Origin of the sequence: Bradyrhizobium sp. 186 (assembly GCF_023101685.1) — a bacterium.
Classification (GTDB): domain Bacteria; phylum Pseudomonadota; class Alphaproteobacteria; order Rhizobiales; family Xanthobacteraceae; genus Bradyrhizobium.
The window spans coordinates 6,214,038-6,238,276 of sequence record NZ_CP082164.1; the positions used below are offsets into that span (position 1 = coordinate 6,214,038).

Below are 24,239 nucleotides of genomic sequence, written 5' to 3' on the forward strand. Positions count from 1 at the left end.
GCCGAGGGTTGAACATGAGCACGATCCAAGAGCAGAGCGGAGCTGCAACTAAGACTTCGCAAGCACGGAACACCGATTTGAAGCTTGAGGCCGTCGTCATCCCGGTGTCGGACGTCGATCGCGCAAAGTCTATCTACAGCGGCCTCGGCTGGAGGCTCGACGCAGACTTTGTCGTCGGCGAGTCGTTTCGCGTCGTGCAGTTCACGCCTCCCGGCTCGCCGGCCTCGATCCACTTCGGCAAGGGACTGACGTCCGCCGCACCCGGCGCAGCACAGAATCTCTATCTGATCGTCTCCGACATCGAGGCCGCACGCGCCGAACTCGTCGAACGCGGTGCCAAGGTAAGCGATGTGTTCCACCGCGCCGGCCCAGGACAGCCGCCCGTCAGCGGACAAGATCCCGCGCGGCGCAGTTACGTCTCGTTCGCCTCGTTCAGTGACCCAGACGGTAACACCTGGCTGCTTCAGGAGGTGACCGCGCGATTGCCGGGACGCGTGGACGCGAAAGAAACGATATTCTCCTCGCCGGCTGCGCTTGTCGGTGCGCTTCGCCGTGCCGCGGCCGCGCATGGCGAGCATGAGAAACGGATCGGTGCGCATGATGCAAACTGGCCGGACTGGTACGCCGAATACATGGCGGCCGAGCAGTCCGGTCGTGAGCTGCCGGAATAGGCCTCGTCACAAACCGACATCAAAAGAAATAATTCATGCACAAATGGCCGTGCCGTTCAGCCAATCAACAGAATGACAATCATCATGTTACCCGTCAGTGTATCCGACAGGCTTCTTGCCAACGCGTTGCAATATGGCGGCAAACAGGGCGAGGCACGTCATCTTCTGAACCTCATGCTGGATTCTTATGTGGCCCCGAACGATCAGCGACACACCGCCCAGTTTCACTACGACCAACGCGTCTTGGCACGCACGATGTTGGCGCGAACGCTCTGGATGCAGGGCGAACTGGCTGCGGCCGCCCGGGAAGCGCAGCAGAGCTTCGCCGAGGCGGGCACGGGCCATCAGCTATCGCTACTCTATCCGTTGGGATGGGCGCTGTTTCCGCTTGCTCTGCTGAGCGGAGAGTTTGCTGCCGCCGAGCGGTCCCTCAGGATGCTCACCGACCTTGCGGCACGATACAACACCGCGTTCTGGAAGATGCTCGGCCGCTGTCTTGAAGCCAAATTGCTGATCGCGCGCGGCGACTACAAGACGGGCAATGCGGGGTTGGGCATCGCGCTTGAAGAGTGCGAGCGCATCGGTTGGACCGTGTGCTTTCCTGAATTTCTGGGAACGCTCGCCGAAAGCTCGGCCGGACTGGGCCATCTCGGTCCTGCGCTCGCCACAATCGATCGGGCCATCGCGCGCGCCATCGACGGCGGCAAATGCTGGTACTTGCCGGAACTTCATCGCGTCAGGGGTGAATTGCTCGTCCTCGATGCCGGACATGACGACAACGGTGCATGCGCCGAGGCGTGCCTGCTCCAGGCCCTGCAGGTCTCACGAACTCAGCGGGCGCTATTCTGGGAGTTGCGTGCGGCCGTTAGCCTGGCTCGCCTGAAGGCGAAACAGGGGGACTGCGATCGCGCCCGAACAATCCTCGAACCGATCTTTGCTCGTTTTACGGACAGGCACGAGACATCAGACCTTCGCGCTGCCGCCTCGATACTCAAAGCGGTTCGCTCGACGCTCGTCTAGGAAGCGCGTTAGACCACCCAATAATTTGTGGTCTAAAAGCTGAAGAAGGCGCATCGAAAGATTGGTCGACTTCTATGCTCCGGACGTATCATCGCAGCAGCTTGATGAAACCGGCCAACTCCCGCTTCTCAAGCGCCTCCGACCACGCTTTCTTCGTCAATCATTGCCAGAAAGATAGTCAGGACCCGTGTGGCTATTCGCTTATTGTTTGGTGCTTTTTTGCATGCCAACGACCATTCGATCCCGCCGCCATCAAACAGGTGATCTGAAACCATCGAGCCTGCTCGCCTGGATCAAAGTACGAGCCCGCCGATTTCTACGCTGGGCTACGCCACTACCCTCTCGTGAGGAGGCCGTGAGGAGACGGTGGTTTTCGTAGGGCGTTGGTTCAGATAACGATGCGACGACCGCAAGAGCAAGCACTGCACCAAGACGCGCGGGATCAAACAGGGAAGATTACGCGGCTCGCAGTGAGTAACAATGTGGGAGTACAAATCGCGAAAACATTTTTTGCATCAATGACTTATGCCCTTGGTGCGCTCGGAGGGACTCGAACCCCCACGTCTTTCAACACTGCCACCTCAAGGCAGCGCGTCTACCAATTCCGCCACGAGCGCTTTGGGGATACCGGCTTGAGGCTTGAGGCCTGCCGGATCAACGGCGCCGATCTAACAAATCCGTCAAAGGGGTACAAGCCTGCAAAGGCCCCGAATTCCACAAGCTTGGGAAGAAAGTTTCGCCCCTCCCGGCGGCCCTACCGGCTGCCGGGCGTGCGCGGCAGCATCTGCTTGACCTCGACCGCGATCCGGTTGCGGTCGACCAGCACGACGCCGGAGGCGACCGGCAGGTTGTTGGCCAAAACCTTGACCTCGTCGGCCTCGGTTGCATCCAGCTCGATGATGGCGCCGCGGGAAAGACGTAATACTTGATGGATCGGCATGGTGGTCGTCCCGAGGACGACCATGAGATCCACGGTGACTTTATCGAGAGTGGGCACTTCAGCACCGCCGCAACAAGGGACTCTGCATTTGCGCCTGCGATCATCACCACGTTATGGTTAGTCAATGGTTAATTCGCCTCAATATCCCCGCCAACACCTCGATTTGACGTCATTTTCCGCTTCCGCCGGCGAGCCCGTGGAGTGGCGGATTTCGGACGCCCCGGTGCCCTACCCCGAGGCCGTGGCCGCCATGGAGACCCGCGTCGCGGCGATTGCGGCCGGTGAAGCCCCGGAGCTGGTCTGGCTGCTCGAACACCCCCCGCTCTACACCTCCGGCACCTCGGGCAAGGCATCGGACCTGCTCGATGCCCGATTCCCGACTTTTGCCAGCGGGCGCGGCGGACAGCTCACCTATCACGGCCCCGGCCAGCGGGTGGCCTACGTCATGCTCGACCTCAAGCGCCGCCGGCCGGACGTCCGGGCCTATGTCGCGAGCCTCGAGGAATTGATCCTGCGCACGCTCGCCGCCTTCAACGTCCACGGCGAGCGGCGCGAGGACCGGGTCGGCGTCTGGGTCAGGAGGTCCGACAAGGGCCCCGACCACGAGGACAAGATCGCGGCCATCGGCGTCCGGCTGAAGCGCTGGGTCTCGTTCCACGGCATCGCCATCAATGTCGAGCCGGAGCTTGCGCATTTCGCAGGCATCGTGCCCTGCGGCGTCGCCGACCCCCGCTACGGCGTCACCTCGCTGGTCGACCTCGGCCAGCTCGTGACCATGGCCGATGTCGACATCGCGCTCCGGCAGGCCTTTGAGGAGCTGTTCGGGCCCACAAAGGCGCTGGTGCCGGAGGCGGCTGCCTAGGCGCATCCGTTTCGGAGACCCAAGCGCGCTTGTTCTCCGCCGGCGCGGAATCCGCTATGCTTGATTCCGGTGTCGCCCACGCCTCCCCCCTCCGCCGGGAAGTACAGATCATGCCGGGCGAATTGATCTTTGGGCCGCCTGTTCGAGCGCCAGGCATAAGGAGGGATTGCGATCATGCTCGCAATGGGAGGTTCTCACGATGAGATTGTATGCGCCCATCTATCATTTGAAACGCAAAGCGAAGCGCCTGTCCCGCGAGGAAGGCATTCCGCTCCACGATGCGCTTGACCGCGTCGCTGCGGCTGAAGGGTTCAGCGCCTGGAGCATCCTCGCAGCGAAAGCCGCTGCGGCGACGCCGGCCAACAGGCTGTTCCCCCAGTTCAGGCCAGGTGACCTGGTACTGGTCGGAGCGCGCCCCGGCCATGGCAAGACCCTGATGAGCCTCGAACTTGCAGTGGAGGCCATGAGGTCGGGCCATCGCGCGGCATTCGTCTCGCTCGAATACACCGAGAGAGACGTTCTGGATCGCTTCCGTGCGATCGGCGTGGACCCGGCGCAATTCCGTGAACTGTTCGACGTCGATTGCTCCGACGCCATCAGCGCCGATTATGTCGTGAAGCAGATGGCCGCGGCTCCCCGCGGCACATTTGTCGTGATCGACTATCTGCAACTGCTCGATCAGAAGCGGGAAAACCCCGATCTGACTGTTCAGGTGCGCGCGCTGAAATCATTCGCACGCGACAAGGGACTGATCGTTGTCTTCATCTCGCAGATCGATCGATCGTATGATCCGTCGATCAAGCCCTGCCCCGACCTCACGGATGTCAGGTTGCCGAACCCGCTTGACCTGAAGCTGTTCGACAAGACGTGTTTCATGAACAAGGCCGAGGTTCAGTTCCGGGCGGCGAGCTGACAATCCCCGCCCCAAACGGCTCAGATCGCGGGCGAATCCGTTCACCCGCGACCTCCGGCATCAAGCCTTCTCCAGCGAAACCTCGAGCTTGCCGGCGATGTACCGCCGCTCCTGGGTCAGGCCGCCAAAACCGTAGGCATCGCCCCTGACCTCATCGATATGCAGATAGGTCTCGGGATGCAGCGGGCCCAAAATCTCGGCCATGCGCTTGAACATCGCGGCGAGATAGGCGGCCTTCTCGTCCTTGGTGTTGGTGCCTTCGCTGACGTGGATATCGATCCAGTAGCTCGCAAGCTTCTGCTCGGCGAGCGACTTTCCGCCTGCGAACCAGTCGCCCGCCTCGACCGGCTTCACGACGATGGCGGTGACCTTGGGATCCTTGTGCAGGATTCTTGCGGTGAGCTCGGACACCGCGCTCGCGATGTCGGCCTTCAGCGAGGCGGATTGGCGGGAGGTGGTGTAGGACACGGTGATCAGGGGCATGTCGTTCTCTTCAATGCCGCGGGCTGTTTGCGCGGCGTCTCAGGAAAGCTAGACCTCCTCCATTTTGGTACCTTATCTACACTGATACCAGTGATAAGCATTAATAATGACATCCATCCTCGACATCACCACCGTCCAGGCCTTCCTGCTGATCGCCGATCTCCAGAGTTTTACGCGCGCTGCCGAGGCGCTTGGCACGACGCAAGCGGCTGTCAGCCTCAAGCTGCAACGGCTGGAGACGCTGCTGGGAAAGCGCCTCGTCGAACGCTCGCCGCGCGCCGTCCGACTCACTGCCGACGGCGCCGGCTTTCTCGATCGCGCCCGTACGCTGATAGAGGCCCATGACCGCGCACTCTCGGGAGAAGCATCTGCCGCGCAGTCGCTCTCGCTCGGCATTTCAGATCACGCCGCGGGTCCGGAGCTGGTGCCGCTGCTCGAACGCCTGCATGCGATGTCCTCACAGCTGACCCTCGCCGTCACCATCGGCTTCTCGCGCGAGATGCAGGGTGCCTATGACGCGGGCCGGTTGGATGCGGTAATCGTCCGGCAGGAAGGCAGCCGGCGCGGCGGAGAAAAACTCGCCGAGGACGAGTTCGGCTGGTTCGCGGCAAGACGTTTCGCCCTGCCGCGCGGCGAGCCGCTGCCGCTTGCGACACTCGCCCCGCCCTGCGGGGTTCGCGCGATTGCCGTGCGCGCACTCGACAAGGCCGGCATCGCCTGGCGCGAGCGTTTTGTCGGCGGTGGCGTCACTGCGGTCGTTGGTGCCGCGCTTGCGGGCCTCGCAGTCGCGCCACTGGCGCGACGGATCGCACCGGCCGGACTGGTCGACATCGGGTCGGCCCACAAGCTGCCGAAGCTCGGCAGCTCGAAGGTCATGTTGCACTCCAAGGTCAGCGACCCCGCAAAACTGGCGGCGTTGCGTGCGGTGGCGGCGACGTTCCGGAGCGTGGCGGCGGCTTGACGGGCCCATTTTCAGAACAGGCCGCTGGGGCGGGCCGGGGCTTGCATACTGATTTGCCTAAAAATATCCCAGAGTGCGGGAACAATCCCCGGGGTGCTTGCGTTTCTCCGGGTCCAGGCAGGGTTCCGGAATCGTGAGAAAATCCAGTCAGCAGAGAGACTTGTTCGAGAGTGAACGCAGTTTCCGGCTGTTGGTCGAAGGGGTGGCGGACTACGCGCTATATATGCTCGACCCTGGCGGGACCATCACGAGCTGGAACATCGGCGGCGAGCGCATCAAGGGCTATTTGCCCGAAGAGATCCTCGGCCAGCATTTTTCCCGCTTCTACACCGAGACCGACCGGGCGAATGGCAAGCCTGCCCGCGCGCTCGGCATCGCACGGGAAAAGGGCCGCTACGAGGAAGAAGGCTGGCGCGTCCGCAAGGACGGCACCTTCTTCTGGGCGAGCGTGGTGATCGATCCGATCTACGAAGACGGAGATTTGGTCGGCTTCGCCAAGATCACGCGCGACATCACTGAGCGCCGCAATGCGCAGCTCAAGCTCGAGGCGATGCAGAAGCAGCTCGCCGAGTCGCAGAAATTCGATGCGCTCGGCCAACTTACCGGCGGCGTCGCCCACGACTTCAATAACCTCTTGATGATCATCAGCGGCAGTCTCCATGTGCTGAAGAGGGGAACCGCCGACGACGCCAAGCTTCAGCGCGCGATCTCCGCGATCGAGACCGCGACCAAGCGCGGCGCCGCATTAACCAACCAACTCCTCACCTTCGCGCGGCGGCAGAGCGTCAATCCGCAGGCGATCGATTTCGCCGACCGCATCACGGGCATCCGCGAGGTGCTCGACGCCGGCATCGGCAGCTCGGTGCGCCTCAGCTTCGACGTCGACCGCGACGTCTGGTCAGTCAAGGCCGATGTCTCCGAGCTCGAAACCGCCCTGCTCAATCTCATCATCAATGCTCGCGATGCCATGCCCGACGGCGGCACGGTGACGATCCGCGCGCGCAACGTCGTGCAGACCGAGCCGCCCCACGCCGGCGAGTTCGTCGGGATCGACGTCGCCGACAACGGGTTCGGCATTCCCACCGACGTGCTCGACAAGATCTTCGAGCCGTTCTTCACGACCAAGCCGATCGGCAAGGGCACCGGCCTGGGGCTCTCACAGGTGCACGGCTTCGCCCATCAGGCCGGCGGTACAGTCAAGGTCGCAAGCGAGCTCGGCAAGGGCACTACCTTCACCATCCTCCTGCCGCGCGGAAAGACCGCGCCATCCCGCGAAACGGCGGAGGCGCCATCGTTCCGTGGCAGCGGCACGGTGCTGCTGGTCGAGGACAATCCGGACGTCGCCGTCGTCAGCATCGGCCTTTTGGAGCAGCTCGGCTATCACGTACGCCGGGTCGCCGATGCCGAAGCGGCATTGCGCGAGATCGAGAAGAACGGCGTCGACTTCGTGTTCTCCGACATCGTGATGCCCGGCAAGATGGACGGGCTCAGCCTCGCCCATCACCTGCGCGAGATCCGGCCCGGCCTGCCGATCCTGCTCGCCACCGGCTACAGTGAAGTCGCCGCTAACGTCCGCGGCGATTTCCAGATCCTGCGAAAACCCTACGAGATCCACGAGCTGAGCGAGGCGATCGCCAAGCTGCCAAGGTGATGGCCGGCTTCTTCACCTCGCCCCGATTGCGGCAGGGCGATCGAATACGACCCGAGAGTTTTGGGCGCTAATGCCTCCACGGCGTCATGGCCGGGCTTGTCCCGGCCATCCACGCCTAGCCACGCGGAACGAAGAACGTGGATGCCCGGGACAAGCCCACGGCTGTCCGGTTCAGGCAAAACGGTTGCAACGAGACGCATCGACTCGTAATGAGCGCAAAATTCATTGATGCGACTCACGATTTTTGCGCTCTCGTTTTAGCCGAGCGACCCGCAGCGGAGTATGCTGAGGTCCGCAATGAAGAAAATTTGCGGTGTTCTCGCGAACAACAAGTATTCGCAGCTATGCCCCGACGCCATTAATTGACTCTAGCGACTCGCTTTTTGACGCCGAAGCCTGAACCGGACAGCCGTGGGACAAGCCCGGGCATGACGACCTCTTGCGAATGTTCATATGCGTTCTCGTCAGCTTTACACCGTCGGCAACACCGAGAATGCTTCCCCTGCCCTGCGCAAATTCAGCTCATCTGCCCCGGCGGTCTCGCTGGTGACGCTGTCGACGCGCGACGACGGCGGGCCGTGGCGGCACAGTGCGACCATGTCGGCGACATGCTTCGGCGCGCCCGCGAACAGCGCCTCGACGCTGCCGTCACGGCGGTTGCGGACCCAGCCTTCGAGGCCGCTCGTAGTGGCCTGATATTCGACCCAGGCCCGATAGCCGACGCCCTGCACGCGGCCGCGGATCATGACCTGGAGGATCGCCCGGCTCACTTCTTCAATCCGAGAAACTCGGCCCTGCGCGCTTTCAAGTCGGCCTCACGCATCACGCGGCTGGTCAAGTCGGGCGATGCGAGGCCCTCGAGCGCCCTCGGCGACGTGCACTCGCGCAGCGCTTTCAGCGTCTCGTAGACGGCCTGCGTTGCGGCCGCGATCGGTGCGTGCCCCTGGAGCGCGATGCGCACGCCATGCCCCGCGAGGTAATCGAGCGCGTTCAATTCGTCCGGCGCGCCACCGAGCACGATCGGGAGGTGCGTTGCCGCTGCGATCGCCTCGAGTTCGGTGCGCGACTTGATGCCGGTGAAGAACAGTGCGTCGATGCCAGTGGCCTCGTAGGCCTGCACGCGGCGGATCGCATCCTCGATCGAGGTGATTGAGGCTGCACCGGTGCGGCCCATGATGACGAGCGAGGGATCGCTGCGGCCGTCGAGCGCCGCCTTCATCTTGCCGACGCCTTCCTCGAGCGAGATCAGTTGCGTCTTCGGCTCGCCAAAGGCGGCCGGCAAGAGCGTGTCCTCGATGGTGAGGCCGGCGGCGCCCGCCGTCTCCAGCTCCTGCACCGTGCGGCGCACGTTGAGCGCGTTGCCATAGCCGTGGTCGGCATCGACCAGCACGGGCAATGTAGCGGCGCGCGACATCCGCCGCATCTGCTCGGCGAACTCGGTCAGCGTGATCAGCGCAATATCGGGATCGCCGAGGACGGCGAGCGAAGCCACCGAGCCGCCGAACATGCCGAGTGGAAAGCCGAGATCCTCGGCGATGCGGATCGAGATAGCGTCGTAGACAGAGCCGGGATGGATGCAGGCTTGCCCCGAGAGGATCGATCGCAGTTTTTCGCGGCGGGAGCGGAAGGCCATGGTGATTTCTCTCTCTGGGGCACGCGGCCGCCCCAACCTCCGTCATTGCGAGCGAAGCGAAGCAATCCAGAAATGCATCCGCGGAGACAGACTGGATTGCTTCGTCGCTAAGGGCTCTCGCAATGACGGTGCTTGCGGACAGATCGCCCGTCCCACTCACATCCTACGCAAACTCCAAAATCAAGGCATCCACCGCAAGCGTCGCGCCTGCGCTGGCATGGATCTTCTTCACCGTGCCGTCCTGCTCGGCGCGGAGCACGTTCTGCATCTTCATGGCTTCGACCACGGCGAGCGTCTCGCCGGCCTTGACCTCCTGCCCTTCGGTCACTGCGATCGAGACCACGAGCCCGGGCATCGGGCAAAGCAGCTTCTTGCCGGTGTCGGCGGCCGTGGTCACCGGCATCAGCCGCGCCGAGGCCGCTTCCGCTTCGGTCCAGACGTAGACCGGCACCTCCACGCCCTGGTGCGCGAGGCGGATGCCGTTGGCGATCGGACGGACCTGCACGGCGACGAACTGGCCATCGATCGTGCCTTGCCAGACCGGATCGCCCGGCTTCCACGGCGATTGCAACAGATGCGCATTACCGGCCTTGCCGCTGGCATCGACGAAGCGCACTACGATCGCCTCGCCCTCGCGCGCGACCTCGAGCAAGATATCCTGGCGATCGAGCCACACCGCGCGGCGCCGCTCGCGCTGCACGATCCGGCCGCCCATCTGCCCCGAGATCTGCCGCTTGCGTTCGCCGAGCACGTGATCGATAGCGGCGCCGACCGCGGCGATCCGCCGCGCGACCTCGCCTTCGGGCACGCGCACAGCAAAGCCCTTGGGAAACTCCTCGGCGATGAAGCCGGTCGAGAGCCGGCCCTCGCGCCAGCGCGGATGATGCATCAGGGCCGACAGGAACGGGATGTTGTGCCTGATGCCCTCGACATAGAAGGAATCCAGCGCGGTCGCCTGCGCCTCGATTGCCGCGGCGCGGGACGGCGCATGCGTGACGAGCTTGGCGATCATCGGATCGTAATAGATCGAGATCTCGCCGCCCTCCTGCACGCCGGTGTCGTTGCGCAGGGTGATGCCGTCCTTGCTCACTTCCGCCGGCGGCCGGTATTTTACCAGACGTCCGATCGAGGGCAGGAAGTTGCGGAAGGGATCTTCGGCATAGAGACGCGACTCCACCGCCCAGCCGGTGAGCGTGACGTCCTTCTGCGCAATGGCGAGCTTCTCGCCTGCGGCAACGCGGATCATCTGCTCGACAAGGTCGATGCCGGTGACGAGTTCGGTGACAGGATGCTCGACCTGGAGACGCGTGTTCATCTCCAGAAAGAAGAAGCTCTTATCCTGGCCGGCGACGAACTCGACGGTGCCGGCGGAATCGTAACTCACGGCCTTGGCCAACGCGACCGCCTGCTCGCCCATCGTGCGGCGGGTGGCTTCGTCGAGCAGCGGCGACGGCGCCTCCTCGATGACCTTCTGGTTGCGGCGCTGGATCGAACATTCACGCTCGCCGAGATAAATCACGTTGCCGTGCTTGTCGCCCAGCACCTGGATTTCGATGTGGCGGGGATCGACGATGAACTTTTCGACGAAGACGCGGTCGTCGCCGAACGAAGCCTTGGCCTCGGCCTTGGCGAGATTGAAGCCTTCGGCGACCTCGCTCCGGGAATGGGCGATGCGCATGCCCTTGCCACCACCGCCGGCGGAGGCCTTGATCATCACGGGATAGCCGATCTCGTCGGAGATCCGCACCGCGTGCTTGTCGTCCTCGATGACGCCGAGATAGCCGGGCACGGTCGAGACTTTTGCTTTCGCCGCGGCCTTCTTGGATTCGATCTTGTCGCCCATCGCCGCGATCGCGCCCGGGTTAGGGCCGATGAAGACGATGCCGGCCGCCTCCAGCGCGCGCGGAAACGCCTCGCGCTCGGACAGGAAGCCGTAACCGGGATGCACGGCCTCAGCGCCCGTCTTGCGGCAGGCGTCCACGATCTTCTCGATCACCAGATAGCTCTCGGCCGCCGCCGGCGGACCGATCAGCACGGCCTCATCGGCCATCTCGACATGAAGGGCGTCGCGGTCGGCCTCGGAATAGACCGCGACCGTCTGAATTCCCATGCGGCGAGCGGTCTTGATGACCCGGCAGGCGATTTCGCCGCGATTGGCGATCAGAATGCGTTTGAACATGCTTTTCTTGAGTCTCGACCTTGGGCGGGACCCTTCCCTGGCCGTTTGGGCCTATGGGACGGGCCGTGTGGCTCCCGTGGTACATCAAAATGGGCGGGAGGCAACGGTCAAAATCCGCGCTCCTGGCGGTACCAGACCGGCCCAGACCCGCCCCTGCGAGACCCGCGAACCTTCTACTGCCCCTTGGCCTTCGACTCGGTCTTGGATTCGGACTCGGACTTGGACTTGGACTCGGACTTGGCCACGTCCCGGACCAGGCCATGAACGAAGCCCAGTTTCGCAACCACCGCGGGCGACAGGATGAAGGGATAGAGGTCGCGCATCCCCATCGCGCGGTTGACGCTGTTCATGGCGAAGGTGAAGGGCAGCCATGCGTCGACGAGCGTCTGGACGTCCCTCGCCTCGTAGGGGTTGAACCGGAGCCGGGTCGACAACTCCCCGTCGCGATCGACCCGCGGCCGCACTTCCATGCCGAACTCGGAGGCCATCTCGAGGGTATCGACGATGTGGAGGTAGTGCGCCCAGGTTTCGGCGAAGTCTTCCCACGGGTGCGTCGTGGCGTAAGCCGAGACGTAGTTCTGTTGCCAGTCCGGCGGCGCGCCTTCGGCATAGTGGCGCTGCAAGGCCTGGCCGTAATCCACCGAATCATCGCCGAACACCACGCGACATTCTTCCAGCTTGCCCCCCTCCCGCACCAGCACCTCCCAGAAATAGTGCCCGACCTCGTGGCGGAAATGCCCGAGCAGCGTGCGGTAGGGCTCGCCCATCTCGAGCCTTCGCCGCTCACGCTCGATGTCGTCGGTCTCGGTGAGCGCGATCGTGATCAGACCGTTGTCATGGCCGGTCATAACCTTCTGCGCGCTGTTCGGATCGTCGGCGAGGAAATTGAAGATCAGGCCATAATCGGAATTCTCCTGCCGGGTCTGGAGTGGCAGCTTCCAGCGGATCAGGGAATAAAAAAGCCGGTGCTTGGCCACCTCCAGCTCACGCCAGCCGGCGAGTTGAGCGGGATCGGACAGGTCCGGCACGATGCCGTTGTGGCGGCAGGCGCGGCAATAGCCGGTGCTATCGCCCACATCCGTCAGCCAATTGCAGGCGTCGTACTCGGCGTTCCGGCACAGCATCCGTCCCTTGCCCTTGTCGGCGAGCGTGGCCCAGGCTTCGCCGTCAGGCTCGAGCGCCGACATCGTTTCCTTTTCCGGGAGGAAGGCGACCCGATGGCCGCAGCGTTCGCAGGCGCGATTCTCGAAATAGAGGATGTTTCCGCAGGCCTGGCAGACAAAGAGCTTCAAGATTTAGCCTCTTCGGAAAGGGAGTCTTATGGACGGGTTTGGCGCCCCGCGAAGACGCGTCCGCCGCCCGATCGTTCCAGTCTCCGGAACAAATTGCCAGACCGGACGTTGGCACAGCGGACTTTTCCCGCGTTCAGGCAGGCCGCGGGTCCCTTCCCGACACTCTCTCCCCTTTGAGCAATGGCCATCAGGCTCCGTCTGTGTGAAGATCGGTCCGGCACGTGCGCACCCGCATGACAACGGCCGACGCCTTGAACGATCCTTTGCCCGAGACCATCGCCGCCGAAAGGCTGCGCCAGCACCTGGAGGAAATCGCGCGCGAGCGCGACAACGCCTATCGCGCGCTCCAGGAGCGCGAGGCCGAGCTGGCACGCATCCAGCGCATCGGCAAGGTCGGCGGCCTCGAGGTGGATTTCCGCGAAGGCTTCAAGAACCGTCGCTCGCCGGAATATCTGCTGCTCCACGGCCTGCCGGCGGAAGCCGCCGACGAGTCGCACGAGGACTGGGTCAATCGCATCCATCCCGAGGACCGGGACGCGACCATCAAGCATTTCTTCGAGGCTCTCGCCGGGACCAGCGAAGACTACACCGCCGAATACCGCATCATCCGTCCCAGCGACGGCGAGACCCGCTGGATCCGCGTCGTCGCCAAGATCGAGCGCGACAGGGATGGCCGCGCCATCCGTCTGGTCGGCGCCCACATCGATATCACCGACCAGATGCTGGTCCGCGAGACGTTGCGCGAGAGCGAAGAGCGCTTTCGGCTGATCGCCGACAGCGCACCGGTGCCGATCTGGGTGACCAAGCTCGACCGCAAGCGCTCCTTCGCCAACCAGGCCTATGTCGACTTCGTCGGCCTGCCCTACGCGGAGGCGATCGATTTTGACTGGCGCAAGGTGCTGCATCCGGACGACCTGCCGCATGTGCTGCAACAATCCGTCCAGGGCGAAGCGTCGCTGAAGCCGTTCGTGCTGGAAGCGCGCTACAAGAACGCCAGCGGCGAATGGCGCTGGCTGCGCTCGGAATCGCAGCCGCGCTGGGACCCGACCGGCAAGCACATCGGCTTCATCGGCGTCGCCCACGACATCACCGCCGCCAAGCAGGCCGAGATCGAGTTGAGACGACTCAACGAGACGCTGGAGGAGCGGATCACCGAGCGCACCGCCGAGCTCGAATCCAACGAGGCGCGGCTGCGCGCGATCCTGGAGACCAGCAACCAGTATCAGGGACTGGTCAATCTCAGGGGCGAGCTGCTTTACGCGAACCGGACCGCGCTCGCCGGCATCCACGCGGAGGCAATTGACGTCATCGGCAGACCGTTCTGGGAGACGCCCTGGTTCACCGCGACCGAGGGCCTTGGCGCGATCGTCCGCGCCGCCTTCGACACCGTGCTCGGCGGCGAAGCGGTGCGGATGGAGATGCGGCTGCGACTTCCCGTCGGAGAACGCGATTTCGAGTTCGGCATGCGTCCCGTGCTCGACCGCCACGGCAACATCACGGGCGCGGTGCCCGAACTGGTCGACATCACCGAGCGCCGCCGGGGCGAGGAAGCACTGCGGCAGTCGCAGAAGATGGAGGCGATCGGCCAGCTCACCGGCGGGGTCGCGCATGACTTCAACAATTTGCTCACCATCATCCGCTCGGCCACCGACTTCCTGCGCCGGCGCGAGCTGCCGGAGGAGCGCCACCGCCGCTATGTCGACGCCATTTCCGACACCGTCGAACGCGCCTCCAAGCTCACCGCGCAGCTGCTCGCCTTTGCACGCCGGCAGCCGCTGAAGCCGCAGATCTTCAACGTCGGCAGCCAGGTCGAGGGCGTGGCGCAACTGGTCCGGCCGCTGGTCGGCGGCCGCATCGAGATCGCGGTGGAGGTCCACGATGCCGACTGCTTCACTGTCGCCGACATTGCGCAATTCGAGACCGCACTGATCAACCTCGCCATCAATGCCCGCGACGCGATGGACGATGAAGGACGACTGACCATCGCGGTGCGGAAAGTTCGGGGCATTCCGAGCCTGCGCGCGCAATCGGCGCGCGGAGGCGACTATGTCGGGATCTCGGTCACTGATACCGGCAGCGGCATCTCGCCGGAGAATATCGACGCCATCTTCGAGCCGTTCTTCACCACCAAAGAGGTCGGCAAAGGCACCGGCCTCGGCCTGAGCCAGGCCTTCGGCTTCGCAAAGCAATCCGAAGGCGACATCGCAGTGACGAGCACGCCCGGCCACGGTGCGAGCTTCACCATCTATCTGCCGCAGGCGCAAAGCCCTGCCGGGGAGAAGGAAGCCGCCGCACTGACCCACGAGGCGGCAACGACCGGGCGCGGCTATCGGGTGCTCGTGGTCGAGGACAATGACGATGTCGGCCAATTCTCGACTGAGCTGCTGGAAGACCTCGGCTATGTCGTCCGCCGCGTCGCCAATGCCAATGCGGCGCTGGCGATTCTCGGCGAGAACGAATTCGCCGTCGATCTCGTCTTCTCCGACGTCATCATGCCCGGCATGAACGGCGTCGAGCTCGCCGGCGTCATCCGTGAGCGGTATCCGGGCCTCCCCGTCGTGCTCACCAGTGGCTACAGCAACGTGCTCGCCGAGAACGCGCATCGCGGCTTCGAGCTGATCCAGAAGCCCTATTCGGTGGAGTCGCTGTCGCGCATCCTGCGCAAGGCGATCACGGAGAAGCTGTCGGTGGTGCGATGAATGCATCCACGTTGTCGTCCCGGCGAAGGCCGGTACCCACGGGATTGTGTTTGGCGAAGAACAACGACGTGCGTGCCTCAAGATAGACTCCGCGATATGGGTCCCGGCCTTCGCCGGGACGACGGCGGAGCGTTTGGTCGCGGCCACCCTGACAATGACGATTCAATGGCAACACCTCAGATAACCGCCCCATGAAACCCGCCCTCTTCTCCGCCTGGCAGACCTGGGCGCTGTTGTCCGCCTGCTTTGCCGCGCTGACCGCGATTTTCGCCAAGGTCGGCGTCGAGAACATCAATCCGGATCTGGCGACCTTCATCCGCACCATCGTGGTGTTGCTCGCCTTCTCGGTGCTGCTGTTCTTCACCGGCCAGTTCGCCGTGCCGTCGGCAGTCTCGTCGAAGACCTGGCTGTTCCTGATCCTGTCGGGGCTTGCGACCGGCGCCTCCTGGCTGTGCTATTTCCGCGCGCTGAAGCTCGGCCCGGCCACGCTGGTCGCGCCGATCGACAAGCTCAGCGTCGTCCTGGTCGCGGTGTTCGCCTTCGCCTTTCTCGGCGAGCGCCCGACTGCACAGGGCTGGGTCGGCATCGCCATGATTGGCGCCGGCGCGGTGCTGCTGGCGGTGAAGTTTTGACGCACTGATCCCGGAGGTAGGCGTTTCCAGACATGCGCTCGCTTCGCTCCCGATTGCTGGCCCTCTGGATCATGCTGGTCGTCTCCGGCGTTGCTACCGGCTATCTCCTGTTCGAGTCGTTTCGGCTGACCGCCAATGCGCGGCTGGCCCGATCCGAGGAACTGGTCGCCCGCGCCTGCCGCGACCTTGCCGATCGCTACCAGTTCTTCGTCGCTGGCTGGCGCGGCGGGCCGGTCGATGATCAGCTCAAGCAGCAACTGATCGCCGTCACACAGTCCGCACTTGCTGGCGCGACCGGTGTCGAGGGTGGCGTCTGGCAGGCAGACGACGGCTCGCTCGCCTATGCATTCCCGACCTATGAGGGCACCGGACCGAAGACCGACCTTCCCGCCGCTGAGTTCAACACCATCCGCGACGTCAACGCCGAAGCGCTGCAGTCCGGGCGTCCGGCATCGACCCGGCAGCCCGGCCGCTCCCAGGTGCTGCTCGTGCACGCCTGCCCGCTGCGCGGCCCGCTGCCGGGCGTCACCGGCTGGACCATGACACGCGCTTTCACGTCGGAAGGCCCGGCCTACAACCAGTTGCTGGCCGGTCTGATCGTGCTCGCACTGACCATCTTTGGCTCGGCAGCCTGGCTCGCACGCGTGCTCTACGTCTGGTCGCGCCATATCACCTTGATCGAGACAGCCCTGGATGACACGCACGAGAGCACCGTCGATCTGCCGAAGCTTGCGCCCACCGGAGCCCCCGAGCTCGACCGGCTGGTCGGCGCGCTCAACAGCACCGGCGAGCGCCTGTCGCTGGAGCGCCGTCGGGCCACCGCGGCCGAACGGCTCGCGGCGCTCGGCCGGATGTCGGCGGGCCTTGCCCACGAAATCCGCAATCCCATCGCCGCGATGCGGTTGAAGGCCGAAAACGCGCTAGCCGTCGCCGATGGCTCGCGCAGCGACGCCGCCCTGAAGGCGATCCTCCAACAAGTCGACCGGCTCGACCTGTTGTTGCGCGATCTCCTGGAGATGACCCAGGCTCGCGAGCCCAAACTCGCGGAGGTCGATCTCGCGGCATTCCTCGCACACACCGTCGAGACGCACCGCGACCTCGCCACCGCCAAAGGCCTCGTCATGACCGTGGGAACCGGACCAGCGTCTCAGCCGTTACCGCAGCTCGATCCATCCCAGATGCAACGGGCCTTGGACAATTTGATCATCAACGCCATTCAGAACACGCCGGCCGGCGGCGCGATCAGCGTCGAGGCCTGCAGGAGGGACGGCATGTTGCTGTTGCGGGTGGCCGACAACGGTCCCGGCGTTGCTGATGAAGTGCGTGAACGTCTGTTCGAACCCTTCGTCACCGGACGCGCCGAGGGCACGGGTCTTGGACTGGCCATCGTCCGCGAAATCGCACGACATCATCACGGCGACGTCCGCCTGGTCCAAGCCGCCAGCGGCACTGTTTTCGAGATCGAAGTGCCATGGCAACCGTCCTGATCGTCGACGACGATGCGGCGCTGCGCGACGCCCTCGCCGAGGCGCTGACCGACCTCGGGCATACGCCCCGCCTTGCCGCCTCCGGCCGTGAGGCCCTCGCCTCGCTCGGCGGCGACGTCGATGCCGTCCTCCTCGACCTGCGCATGCCCGGAGGCATGGATGGAATCGAGGTGCTTCGCCGGATCCGGTCGGGGCGTGACGCACCGCCGGTCGTGGTGCTGACGGCCTTCGCCAGCGCCGCGAACACGATCGAGGCGATGCGGCTCGGCGCGTTCGACCATCTCAGCAAGCCGGTCGGACGCGAGGAATTGAAAGCCCTGCTGCTTCGCCTGCCCGACCGCACGCCTGCGATCGGACATCCAGAATACGACGCCGAGGACACCCTGATCGGGTCGAGCGAGGGCATGCGCCGCGTGCAGAAGGCGATCGGGCTTGCGGCCGACAGCGACGCCATCGTGCTGATCCTCGGCGAGACCGGCACTGGCAAGGAGCTGGTGGCCCGCGCGCTGCACGTCCACGGCAGGCGCAAGGACGGCCCCTTCGTCGCGGTCAATTGCGCGGCCATTCCCGACGAACTGCTCGAGAGCGAGCTGTTCGGCCACGTCAAGGGCTCCTTCACGGGCGCGACCGGCGATCGCGCCGGCGCTTTCCGCGACGCTGCCAACGGCACGCTGTTCCTCGACGAGATTGGCGACATGCCGCTGGCGATGCAGGCCAAGATCCTGCGCGCCCTGCAAGAGCAGATCGTCACGCCGGTCGGCGGCAAGCCGGTGCGCACCAACGCTCGCGTCGTCGCCGCCACCCATCGCGATCTCGCCCAACTGGTCGCGGCACGCGAGTTCCGCGAGGACCTCTATTACCGGCTTAACGTCGTGCCGATTGCGATTCCCGCGCTGCGCGAGCGCGCGGCAGACATCGTTCCGCTCGCCGGGCATTTTCTCGCCCGCGCTGCGGCTTCCAGCGGACGGGACAAGCAGCTCAACGCAGCCGCGACTGACAAGTTGCGGCGCCATGCCTGGCCCGGCAATGTCCGCGAGCTCCGCAACGTGATCGAGCGTGCCTACATCATGACGCGCGCAGACGTCATTGGGCCTGACGACATCGATACCAGCGCGACCGAACTGAAAGCCGACACTGTGCAGCTTGATGCGGACCTCCCGGCTGCCGTCGCGCAGCTCGAGGCGACGATGATTCAGCGCGCGCTGGATGCCTGCGGAGGCAATCGCACCGAGGCGGCGCGACGTCTCAACATCAACCGCCAGCTCCTCTACACGAAGATGCAGCGTTATGGCCTCGCCGAGACGTCAGAAAATCTGACGGGGCGTGTCGGGAAAGACGACGATTGATATCGGCATCGTCGGAATAATCCCTTTCAAATCAACGATCACACGGCTGGCACATCGCTTGCTCAAGTGACCGCAAGCGACAATGTCGCGAAATCGAAAGGAGTTATTCCATGAAGATGACACGCATGCGCGCGCTGTTCTGCGTGCTGCTCGCCACGACGGCAATCGGCGGCTGTGCGGCCGCCTATTCGCAGGCGATGGGTCCGATGTGGGATTCGTCGCAGCTTCCGGAGTCGCGCGGAACCGTCAAGCAATACACGCTGACGCCACGGGGCGACGTCGACGGCGTCATTCTCACCGACGGCACCGAGGTGAAGCTGCCGCCGCATCTCACCGCCCAGACCGTGTTTGCGATCCACCCCGGAGACGCGGTCTCGGTGCGAGGCTTGCGCGCCCGCGCCCTGCCGCTGGTCGACGCTGCGTCGATCACCAACATCGCGACCGGCAGGAGCGTCGTCGACAACGGCCCGCCGGACCGGCGCGACGGAAATGATGATCAGGTCATCAGCGGCAAGATCACGGCGCAGTTGCACGGCAAGCGCGGCGAGGTGAATGGCGTGCTGCTCGACGACGGTACGACGCTCCACCTTCCGCCGCCCGAGGCCGAGCGTATGCAGGACTGGCTGCGCCAGGGCCGGACCGTCTCGGCGCGCGGCGACGTCCTTGATACTGCGCTCGGCAAGGTCGTCGACGTGCGGGCCATCGGCGCCTCACCGGAGCAGATGACCGAGCTGCGCAGCCCGCGTCCGCCCGGACCGAAGGATGGCCCTGACCGTCGCGGCCCGCCGCCTCCTCCTCCCGGCTTCGGTCCGCCCCCGCCCCCGCGTGGCTGACGCTTTCGAACCGAGACGGACAGATAAGGATATCAACATGCATTGGATCGATCCCGACAGCCTGCCGGAAGCCGCAGGCCTCTTTGAGCGCTTCATCCTCAATCCTCACGGCGAGGTGGATGGCTTTGTCATGAAGGACAGGCAGGCCGCCGTTCTGGTGCACACGCCGCCACACATGGATGGCGAGCTCACCCGTCACCTCTCGCCCGGCGACAAGGTCCGCGTGCGCGGCGTGCGTCCGCGCGGCGCAGAGTTGCTCGCCGCGATCGCCGTCACTACGGCGAGCGGGTGGCAGATCATCGATGAAGGTCCGGACCCTGACCGCAAGCATCCGAAGGTGAAGCATGAGCCGATGACCGCCGATGGCACCGTCCAGATGTCGCTGTTCGGACCGAAGGGCGAACTGCGTGGCGCCCTGCTCTCCGACGGCACCGTGCTGCGCATCGGCCCGAAAGAGGCCGAGCAGGTCGCAGCCCTGCTTGCCCCCGGTGCGAAACTCGCCGCGCGTGGCGACGGCATTCAAACCAGCCACGGCCGGGTGATCCATGCGCTGGAGGTCGGCCCCGATCCCGCAAGGCTGAAGCCGGTACGGAAGCCGAAGGACAAGAAGCCGAAGCATGAGGACGATGCCCGCGCGGCCTGAGCCAAGATAAGCGCGAGGAAGGAAGCAACCGCATTTTCCGGAGGACTCTCATGTCCGACAATGGCGATCAACGACGCGCCAGCCGCGCGCTCGATGCGGCCAATTTCTTCCTCGCCGACGTCCGCGACGGACTTGGGCCCTATCTCGCCGTGTATCTCCTCACCGAGCAGCATTGGGATGAGGCGCGCATCGGCCTCGTGATGTCGATCGCGACGGTCGCCGGCGTCGTGGCGCAGACCCCGGCCGGCGCCCTCGTCGATGCCACGCGGGCGAAGCGGACAGTGATGGCGCTCGCGGCTATCGTGGTGACGCTCGCCTCCCTGTCGCTGCCGTTGTTTCCCTCCTTCGGGCCGGTTGCGATCTCGCAAGGACTCGCGCAGGCCGCCGCCGTGATCTTTCCGCCGGCGATCGCCGCCGTGTCGCTCGGCATCTTCGGCCATGCTGCCTTCACCCGGCGGATCGGCCGCAATGAAACTTTCAATCATGCGGGCAACGCGGTCGCCGCGGGCGTAGCTGGTATCTTTGCCCACTGGTTCGGGCCGACCGTCGTCTTCTATCTCCTCGGTGCAATGGCGGTCGCGAGCCTCGTCAGCATTCTCGCGATCCCCGAACACGCCATCGACCACGACCTCGCCCGCGGGCTGCACGATGCCGACACTCGCAGCCAACAGGATCGGCCGTCGGGTCTCGCCGTGCTCCTGACCTGCCGTCCCCTCCTCGTCTTCGCGATCTGCGTCCTGCTGTTCCACCTCTCCAATGCGGCGATGCTGCCGCTGGTTGGCCAAAAGCTCGCGCTCCAGGACAAGAACATGGGCACCAGCCTGATGTCCGCCTGCATCGTCGCCGCGCAGGTGGTGATGGTGCCGTTCGCGATGCTGGTCGGCGCCAGGGCCGACCTCCGGGGCCACAAGCGCTTTTTCCTCGCCGCGCTGCTGATCCTTCCCATCCGCGGCGCGCTCTATACGTTTTCCGACAATCCGTTCTGGCTCGTCGGCGTCCAGCTCCTTGACGGCGTTGGGGCCGGCATTTTCGGCGCCATTTCCCCCGTGATTGTCGCCGACCTCATGCGCAACACCGGCCGCTTCAACGTCGCGCAAGGCGCGGTCATCACCGCCCAGAGCATCGGCGCGGCGCTGTCAACGATGCTGGCGGGCCTTGTCGTGGTCGGCGCCGGCTACAGCGCGGCCTTTCTCACGCTCGGCGCGGTGGCCGCGATCGGCGCCGTTATCTGCCTACTCGCCCTACCCGAGACGCGAACAATCGCCGATGGCGCACCGCGCGCGCAGGGGAAGACAGCGCCGGCGGCTTCGGCTATCGCTGCGGAATAAAGAAACCACATCGAGGACTGAACGTGCCGACCGCACCGCATGACGCCATCTGGGCCTGGAGCATCATCGTAACCGCGACCACAGGCGTTATCGTCCGCCCGTTTCGTCTGCCCGAGGCGGTCTGGGCCGTCGCCGGCGCCGCCACGCTGGTGCTGCTCAGCTTCCTTCCCTGGCGCGATGCCCTTGCCGGCGTCGAGAAGGGCGTCGACGTCTACCTCTTCCTGATCGGTATGATGCTGATCGCCGAGCTGGCGCGGCTCGAAGGCCTGTTCGACTATCTCGCCGCGCTTGCGGTGGAATACGCAGGCGGCTCGCCGCAGCGGCTGTTTCTGCTGATCTATCTCGTCGGCACCGTCGTGACGGTGCTGCTCTCCAACGACGCCACCGCGATCGTGCTGACGCCCGCCGTCTATGCCGCGACGCGCGCGGCCGGTGCCAAGCCGCTGCCTTACCTGTTCGTCTGCGCCTTCATAGCGAACGCGGCGAGCTTCGTATTGCCGATCTCCAATCCCGCCAATCTCGTCGTCTTCGGCGCGCGGATGCCGCAGCTCACCGATTGGCTGCGCCTGTTCGCCCTGCCCTCGGCCGCCTCGATCCTGCTGACCTATGTCGTGTTGCGTCTGACCCAGCGCCGCGCCCTGAAGGAAGAAACGATTGCGCGCAGGGTGCCGCATCCAAAGCTCGGCCGCGGCGGCAAGCTGACGGCTGCGGGCATCGTTGCGATCGGCATCGTGCTGGTCACGGCCTCTGCGCTCGACAAGCCGCTCGGCCTGCCGACTTTCATCTGCGGCCTGGTGACCGCTGCGATCGTCCTGCTGCTGAGCCGGCAATCGCCGCTGCCCGTGCTGCGCGGCGTCTCCTGGAGCGTGCTGCCGCTGGTCGGCGGGCTCTTCGTGATGGTGGAAGCGCTGATCAAGACCGGAGTGATCGGGCAACTCAGCGCACTGCTGCACGAGGCCGTGGCGCAATCCGTCCCGAATGCCGCATGGAGCGTCGGCGTCGCCACCGCAATCGCCACCAACATTGCCAACAATCTACCGGTCGGCCTCGTTGCCGGCTCGATTGCCGCCAGCGATCATTTGCCCGCACCTGTCGTCAGCGCCATCCTGATCGGCGTCGATCTCGGCCCTAACCTGTCGGTGACCGGTTCGCTCGCCACCATCCTGTGGCTGGTCGCGCTCCGCCGCGAAAAAATCGAGGTCGGCGCCTGGCCGTTTCTCAAGCTTGGCATGCTGGTGACGCCACCGGCCCTGATCGCGGCATTGGCTGCCGCGATCAGGTGAGACTTCAGTCGTTATCGTAGCCGTAGACTTCCGGCAGGATGAAGATTGCGGCGAGCAATCCGATCAGCGGGAAGATCGCGACGAACAGCGTGGCGCCGGCCTGTCCGATCGCCGCGAACAGCGACGGGAACAGGAAGATCGCCAGGAACGACGGCAGCTTAACGAACATGTAGGCAAAGCCGCTGGCGGTGCCGCGGTATTTCGGCTTGGCGACCATGGTCGGGATCGTCATGCAGTTCGACGCGTCCCAATAATGGCCCCACAGCATCGCCGCCGCCGCGAACGGCAGCAGGATCTTGTTGTCGCTGTAGAGCGCGAAGGCCGCGACCAGGAGCGACGCCAGCACGATGGAGAACCCAGCGATCGCGATGCCGCGATGGCCGATCTTCGGCGTCAGCAACGGTCCGACCCAGCCGGACACTGCGGCGAGGCAGAACAGTCCCATCGTCACCAGATTGTTGCCGAGCACGCTCGACACGCCGACCATCACGAACAGCACCGGCAAATAGAACGCGAAGGTCGAGAACTCGCTGCCTTGAGCGAAGCAGGCGATCCAGCCGTAGATCGTCGCGCGCCAGCGGATCGGATCCTTCTTGAGATCCGCGATGAAGGCACGCGTGCTGACCTTCGGCACCACCACGTCCTGGTCCGGCAGCATGGCGAGATCGTCGTTGAACATCTCGCGCGCGACCTGCTTGGCCTCGCGGAAGCGTCCCTTCTGCACCAGCCAGACCGCCGTCTCCGGCACGTCATGGCGCATGATCAGGATGATCAGCGCCGGCAACGCGCCGAGGCCGAGCGTCACGCGCCACAGCGTCTCGTGGTTGATATCGAACAGGAGGAAGATCACGATGACGCCGATGGTCAGGACTTCGCCGACCGCGAACATGAACTGCCAGCGGTTGCCCATCACCTCGCGCTCACCCTTGGCCATGGATTCCATGATGTAGGTGTAGCCGGTCGAGATGTCCGAGCCGAGCGGAATGCCGAGCAGGAAGCGGATCACGACGAGCCAGCCGACGCTGGGCACGAAAGCCTGCGCCAGTGCGAGCACGATGAACATCACCATCGTGATCAGGAACATGACGCGGCGACCGATCTTGTCGGAGAGCCAGCCGCCGAGCAGCGCGCCGATCAGGGCACCGCCCTGGGTGCCGGCCGCGGCAAGGCCCAGCATCAGCGGATCGGGATTGTACTGCTCGCGGATGAAGATGAGCACGAAGGCGATCGAATAGAGATCCCAGGCTTCGACCAGGATCGAGGCCATCATCAGCCAGCCGACCTTGTTACCTTTTGGACTGTAATTCGTAATGAGGTAGCGGACCGCGGCTTCGCTCGCGGTCGGTTGTGGCACGGCCATCGTTGACATGCTTGGTCCTCTCT

21 protein-coding genes and 1 tRNA gene are annotated in these 24,239 nt (G+C 64.7%); 14 read left to right on the plus strand and 8 right to left on the minus strand.

Features of this window, described 5'->3' with window-relative positions:
• Nucleotides 1–14 precede the first annotated feature (14 nt).
• Both IVB18_RS29865 and IVB18_RS29870 read left to right on the plus strand, forming a co-directional pair.
• Nucleotides 15–671 carry a VOC family protein gene (locus IVB18_RS29865; RefSeq protein ID WP_247983958.1) on the plus strand — a complete coding sequence of 219 codons (657 nt, stop codon included), beginning with the start codon at nucleotides 15–17 and terminating at the stop codon, nucleotides 669–671.
• A gap of 72 nt (nucleotides 672–743) precedes the next feature.
• Nucleotides 744–1,691: a hypothetical protein gene (locus tag IVB18_RS29870; RefSeq protein ID WP_247983959.1), complete on the plus strand. Its 948-nt coding sequence runs from the start codon at nucleotides 744–746 to the stop codon at nucleotides 1,689–1,691.
• 532 nt (nucleotides 1,692–2,223) lie between these two features.
• On the opposite strand, the gene IVB18_RS29875 is transcribed toward IVB18_RS29870, so the two are convergent.
• Both IVB18_RS29875 and IVB18_RS29880 read right to left on the minus strand, forming a co-directional pair.
• A tRNA-Leu gene (locus IVB18_RS29875) sits at nucleotides 2,224–2,308 on the minus strand.
• A gap of 137 nt (nucleotides 2,309–2,445) precedes the next feature.
• Complete coding sequence (locus tag IVB18_RS29880) at nucleotides 2,446–2,688, minus strand: FliM/FliN family flagellar motor switch protein (RefSeq protein ID WP_057751563.1); 243 nt, start codon at nucleotides 2,686–2,688, stop codon at nucleotides 2,446–2,448.
• Nucleotides 2,689–2,755: 67 nt separating this feature from the next.
• Between IVB18_RS29880 and lipB the strand changes: the two genes are divergently transcribed.
• Both lipB and IVB18_RS29890 read left to right on the plus strand, forming a co-directional pair.
• A complete protein-coding gene (gene lipB, locus IVB18_RS29885; protein WP_247983960.1) occupies nucleotides 2,756–3,493 on the plus strand; it encodes a lipoyl(octanoyl) transferase LipB in 738 nt (245 codons plus the stop codon).
• A gap of 199 nt (nucleotides 3,494–3,692) precedes the next feature.
• A complete protein-coding gene (locus IVB18_RS29890; protein WP_247983961.1) occupies nucleotides 3,693–4,406 on the plus strand; it encodes a DNA helicase in 714 nt (237 codons plus the stop codon).
• 60 nt (nucleotides 4,407–4,466) lie between these two features.
• Here IVB18_RS29890 and IVB18_RS29895 read toward each other — a convergent pair whose 3' ends face one another.
• A complete protein-coding gene (locus tag IVB18_RS29895; RefSeq protein WP_247983962.1) occupies nucleotides 4,467–4,889 on the minus strand; it encodes a 4-oxalocrotonate tautomerase family protein in 423 nt (140 codons plus the stop codon).
• A gap of 106 nt (nucleotides 4,890–4,995) precedes the next feature.
• Between IVB18_RS29895 and IVB18_RS29900 the strand changes: the two genes are divergently transcribed.
• Complete coding sequence (locus tag IVB18_RS29900) at nucleotides 4,996–5,850, plus strand: LysR family transcriptional regulator (RefSeq protein ID WP_247983963.1); 855 nt, start codon at nucleotides 4,996–4,998, stop codon at nucleotides 5,848–5,850.
• Between the two features lie 130 nt (nucleotides 5,851–5,980).
• Complete coding sequence (locus tag IVB18_RS29905) at nucleotides 5,981–7,501, plus strand: PAS domain-containing sensor histidine kinase (protein WP_247991770.1); 1,521 nt, start codon at nucleotides 5,981–5,983, stop codon at nucleotides 7,499–7,501.
• 470 nt (nucleotides 7,502–7,971) lie between these two features.
• On the opposite strand, the gene IVB18_RS29910 is transcribed toward IVB18_RS29905, so the two are convergent.
• The 4 genes from IVB18_RS29910 to IVB18_RS29925 form a co-directional block, all read right to left on the minus strand.
• On the minus strand, nucleotides 7,972–8,271 hold the full coding sequence (locus tag IVB18_RS29910) for an acylphosphatase (protein WP_091889695.1): 300 nt from the start codon (nucleotides 8,269–8,271) through the stop codon (nucleotides 7,972–7,974).
• Nucleotides 8,268–9,134 carry an isocitrate lyase/PEP mutase family protein gene (locus IVB18_RS29915; protein WP_247983964.1) on the minus strand — a complete coding sequence of 289 codons (867 nt, stop codon included), beginning with the start codon at nucleotides 9,132–9,134 and terminating at the stop codon, nucleotides 8,268–8,270. Before IVB18_RS29915 ends, IVB18_RS29910 begins: the two co-directional genes overlap by 4 nt.
• Before the next feature lie 163 nt (nucleotides 9,135–9,297).
• The gene (locus tag IVB18_RS29920; RefSeq protein WP_247983965.1) at nucleotides 9,298–11,313 is read right to left on the minus strand and encodes an acetyl/propionyl/methylcrotonyl-CoA carboxylase subunit alpha; all 2,016 of its coding nucleotides are present in this window, start codon (nucleotides 11,311–11,313) and stop codon (nucleotides 9,298–9,300) included.
• Nucleotides 11,314–11,486: 173 nt separating this feature from the next.
• The gene (locus tag IVB18_RS29925) at nucleotides 11,487–12,605 is read right to left on the minus strand and encodes a putative zinc-binding peptidase (protein ID WP_247983966.1); all 1,119 of its coding nucleotides are present in this window, start codon (nucleotides 12,603–12,605) and stop codon (nucleotides 11,487–11,489) included.
• 221 nt (nucleotides 12,606–12,826) lie between these two features.
• Here IVB18_RS29925 and IVB18_RS29930 point away from each other — a divergent pair, with 221 nt between their 5' ends.
• The 8 genes from IVB18_RS29930 to IVB18_RS29965 all read left to right on the plus strand — a co-directional run bounded on the left by IVB18_RS29930 (nucleotide 12,827) and on the right by IVB18_RS29965 (nucleotide 22,856).
• Nucleotides 12,827–15,304 carry a PAS domain S-box protein gene (locus tag IVB18_RS29930; RefSeq protein ID WP_247983967.1) on the plus strand — a complete coding sequence of 826 codons (2,478 nt, stop codon included), beginning with the start codon at nucleotides 12,827–12,829 and terminating at the stop codon, nucleotides 15,302–15,304.
• A 191-nt stretch (nucleotides 15,305–15,495) separates the two neighbouring features.
• The gene (locus IVB18_RS29935; RefSeq protein ID WP_247983968.1) at nucleotides 15,496–15,936 is read left to right on the plus strand and encodes an EamA family transporter; all 441 of its coding nucleotides are present in this window, start codon (nucleotides 15,496–15,498) and stop codon (nucleotides 15,934–15,936) included.
• 32 nt (nucleotides 15,937–15,968) lie between these two features.
• Nucleotides 15,969–17,423: a HAMP domain-containing sensor histidine kinase gene (locus IVB18_RS29940; RefSeq protein WP_247983969.1), complete on the plus strand. Its 1,455-nt coding sequence runs from the start codon at nucleotides 15,969–15,971 to the stop codon at nucleotides 17,421–17,423.
• The gene (locus IVB18_RS29945) at nucleotides 17,408–18,769 is read left to right on the plus strand and encodes a sigma-54 dependent transcriptional regulator (protein ID WP_247983970.1); all 1,362 of its coding nucleotides are present in this window, start codon (nucleotides 17,408–17,410) and stop codon (nucleotides 18,767–18,769) included. Before IVB18_RS29940 ends, IVB18_RS29945 begins: the two co-directional genes overlap by 16 nt.
• Nucleotides 18,770–18,879: 110 nt before the next feature.
• A complete protein-coding gene (locus IVB18_RS29950) occupies nucleotides 18,880–19,602 on the plus strand; it encodes a hypothetical protein (protein ID WP_247983971.1) in 723 nt (240 codons plus the stop codon).
• 37 nt (nucleotides 19,603–19,639) lie between these two features.
• Complete coding sequence (locus tag IVB18_RS29955) at nucleotides 19,640–20,245, plus strand: hypothetical protein (protein ID WP_247983972.1); 606 nt, start codon at nucleotides 19,640–19,642, stop codon at nucleotides 20,243–20,245.
• A 50-nt stretch (nucleotides 20,246–20,295) separates the two neighbouring features.
• A complete protein-coding gene (locus IVB18_RS29960) occupies nucleotides 20,296–21,573 on the plus strand; it encodes an MFS transporter (protein ID WP_247983973.1) in 1,278 nt (425 codons plus the stop codon).
• Nucleotides 21,574–21,596: 23 nt separating this feature from the next.
• Nucleotides 21,597–22,856: an arsenic transporter gene (locus IVB18_RS29965; protein WP_247983974.1), complete on the plus strand. Its 1,260-nt coding sequence runs from the start codon at nucleotides 21,597–21,599 to the stop codon at nucleotides 22,854–22,856.
• A gap of 4 nt (nucleotides 22,857–22,860) precedes the next feature.
• On the opposite strand, the gene IVB18_RS29970 is transcribed toward IVB18_RS29965, so the two are convergent.
• On the minus strand, nucleotides 22,861–24,225 hold the full coding sequence (locus tag IVB18_RS29970; protein ID WP_247983975.1) for an MFS transporter: 1,365 nt from the start codon (nucleotides 24,223–24,225) through the stop codon (nucleotides 22,861–22,863).
• Nucleotides 24,226–24,239 lie beyond the last annotated feature (14 nt).

Bases quoted from the DNA above. Each gene is read 5' to 3' on its own strand.
- IVB18_RS29865 (WP_247983958.1), top strand. From the start codon at position 15: ATGAGCACGATCCAAGAGCAGAGCGGAGCTGCAACTAAGACTTCGCAA.
- IVB18_RS29870 (WP_247983959.1), top strand. From the start codon at position 744: ATGACAATCATCATGTTACCCGTCAGTGTATCCGACAGGCTTCTTGCC.
- lipB (WP_247983960.1), top strand. From the start codon at position 2,756: ATGGTTAATTCGCCTCAATATCCCCGCCAACACCTCGATTTGACGTCA.
- IVB18_RS29890 (WP_247983961.1), top strand. From the start codon at position 3,693: ATGAGATTGTATGCGCCCATCTATCATTTGAAACGCAAAGCGAAGCGC.
- IVB18_RS29895 (WP_247983962.1), bottom strand. From the start codon at position 4,889: ATGCCCCTGATCACCGTGTCCTACACCACCTCCCGCCAATCCGCCTCG.
- IVB18_RS29900 (WP_247983963.1), top strand. From the start codon at position 4,996: ATGACATCCATCCTCGACATCACCACCGTCCAGGCCTTCCTGCTGATC.
- IVB18_RS29915 (WP_247983964.1), bottom strand. From the start codon at position 9,134: ATGGCCTTCCGCTCCCGCCGCGAAAAACTGCGATCGATCCTCTCGGGG.
- IVB18_RS29920 (WP_247983965.1), bottom strand. From the start codon at position 11,313: ATGTTCAAACGCATTCTGATCGCCAATCGCGGCGAAATCGCCTGCCGG.
- IVB18_RS29935 (WP_247983968.1), top strand. From the start codon at position 15,496: ATGAAACCCGCCCTCTTCTCCGCCTGGCAGACCTGGGCGCTGTTGTCC.
- IVB18_RS29940 (WP_247983969.1), top strand. From the start codon at position 15,969: ATGCGCTCGCTTCGCTCCCGATTGCTGGCCCTCTGGATCATGCTGGTC.
- IVB18_RS29945 (WP_247983970.1), top strand. From the start codon at position 17,408: ATGGCAACCGTCCTGATCGTCGACGACGATGCGGCGCTGCGCGACGCC.
- IVB18_RS29950 (WP_247983971.1), top strand. From the start codon at position 18,880: ATGAAGATGACACGCATGCGCGCGCTGTTCTGCGTGCTGCTCGCCACG.
- IVB18_RS29955 (WP_247983972.1), top strand. From the start codon at position 19,640: ATGCATTGGATCGATCCCGACAGCCTGCCGGAAGCCGCAGGCCTCTTT.
- IVB18_RS29960 (WP_247983973.1), top strand. From the start codon at position 20,296: ATGTCCGACAATGGCGATCAACGACGCGCCAGCCGCGCGCTCGATGCG.
- IVB18_RS29970 (WP_247983975.1), bottom strand. From the start codon at position 24,225: ATGTCAACGATGGCCGTGCCACAACCGACCGCGAGCGAAGCCGCGGTC.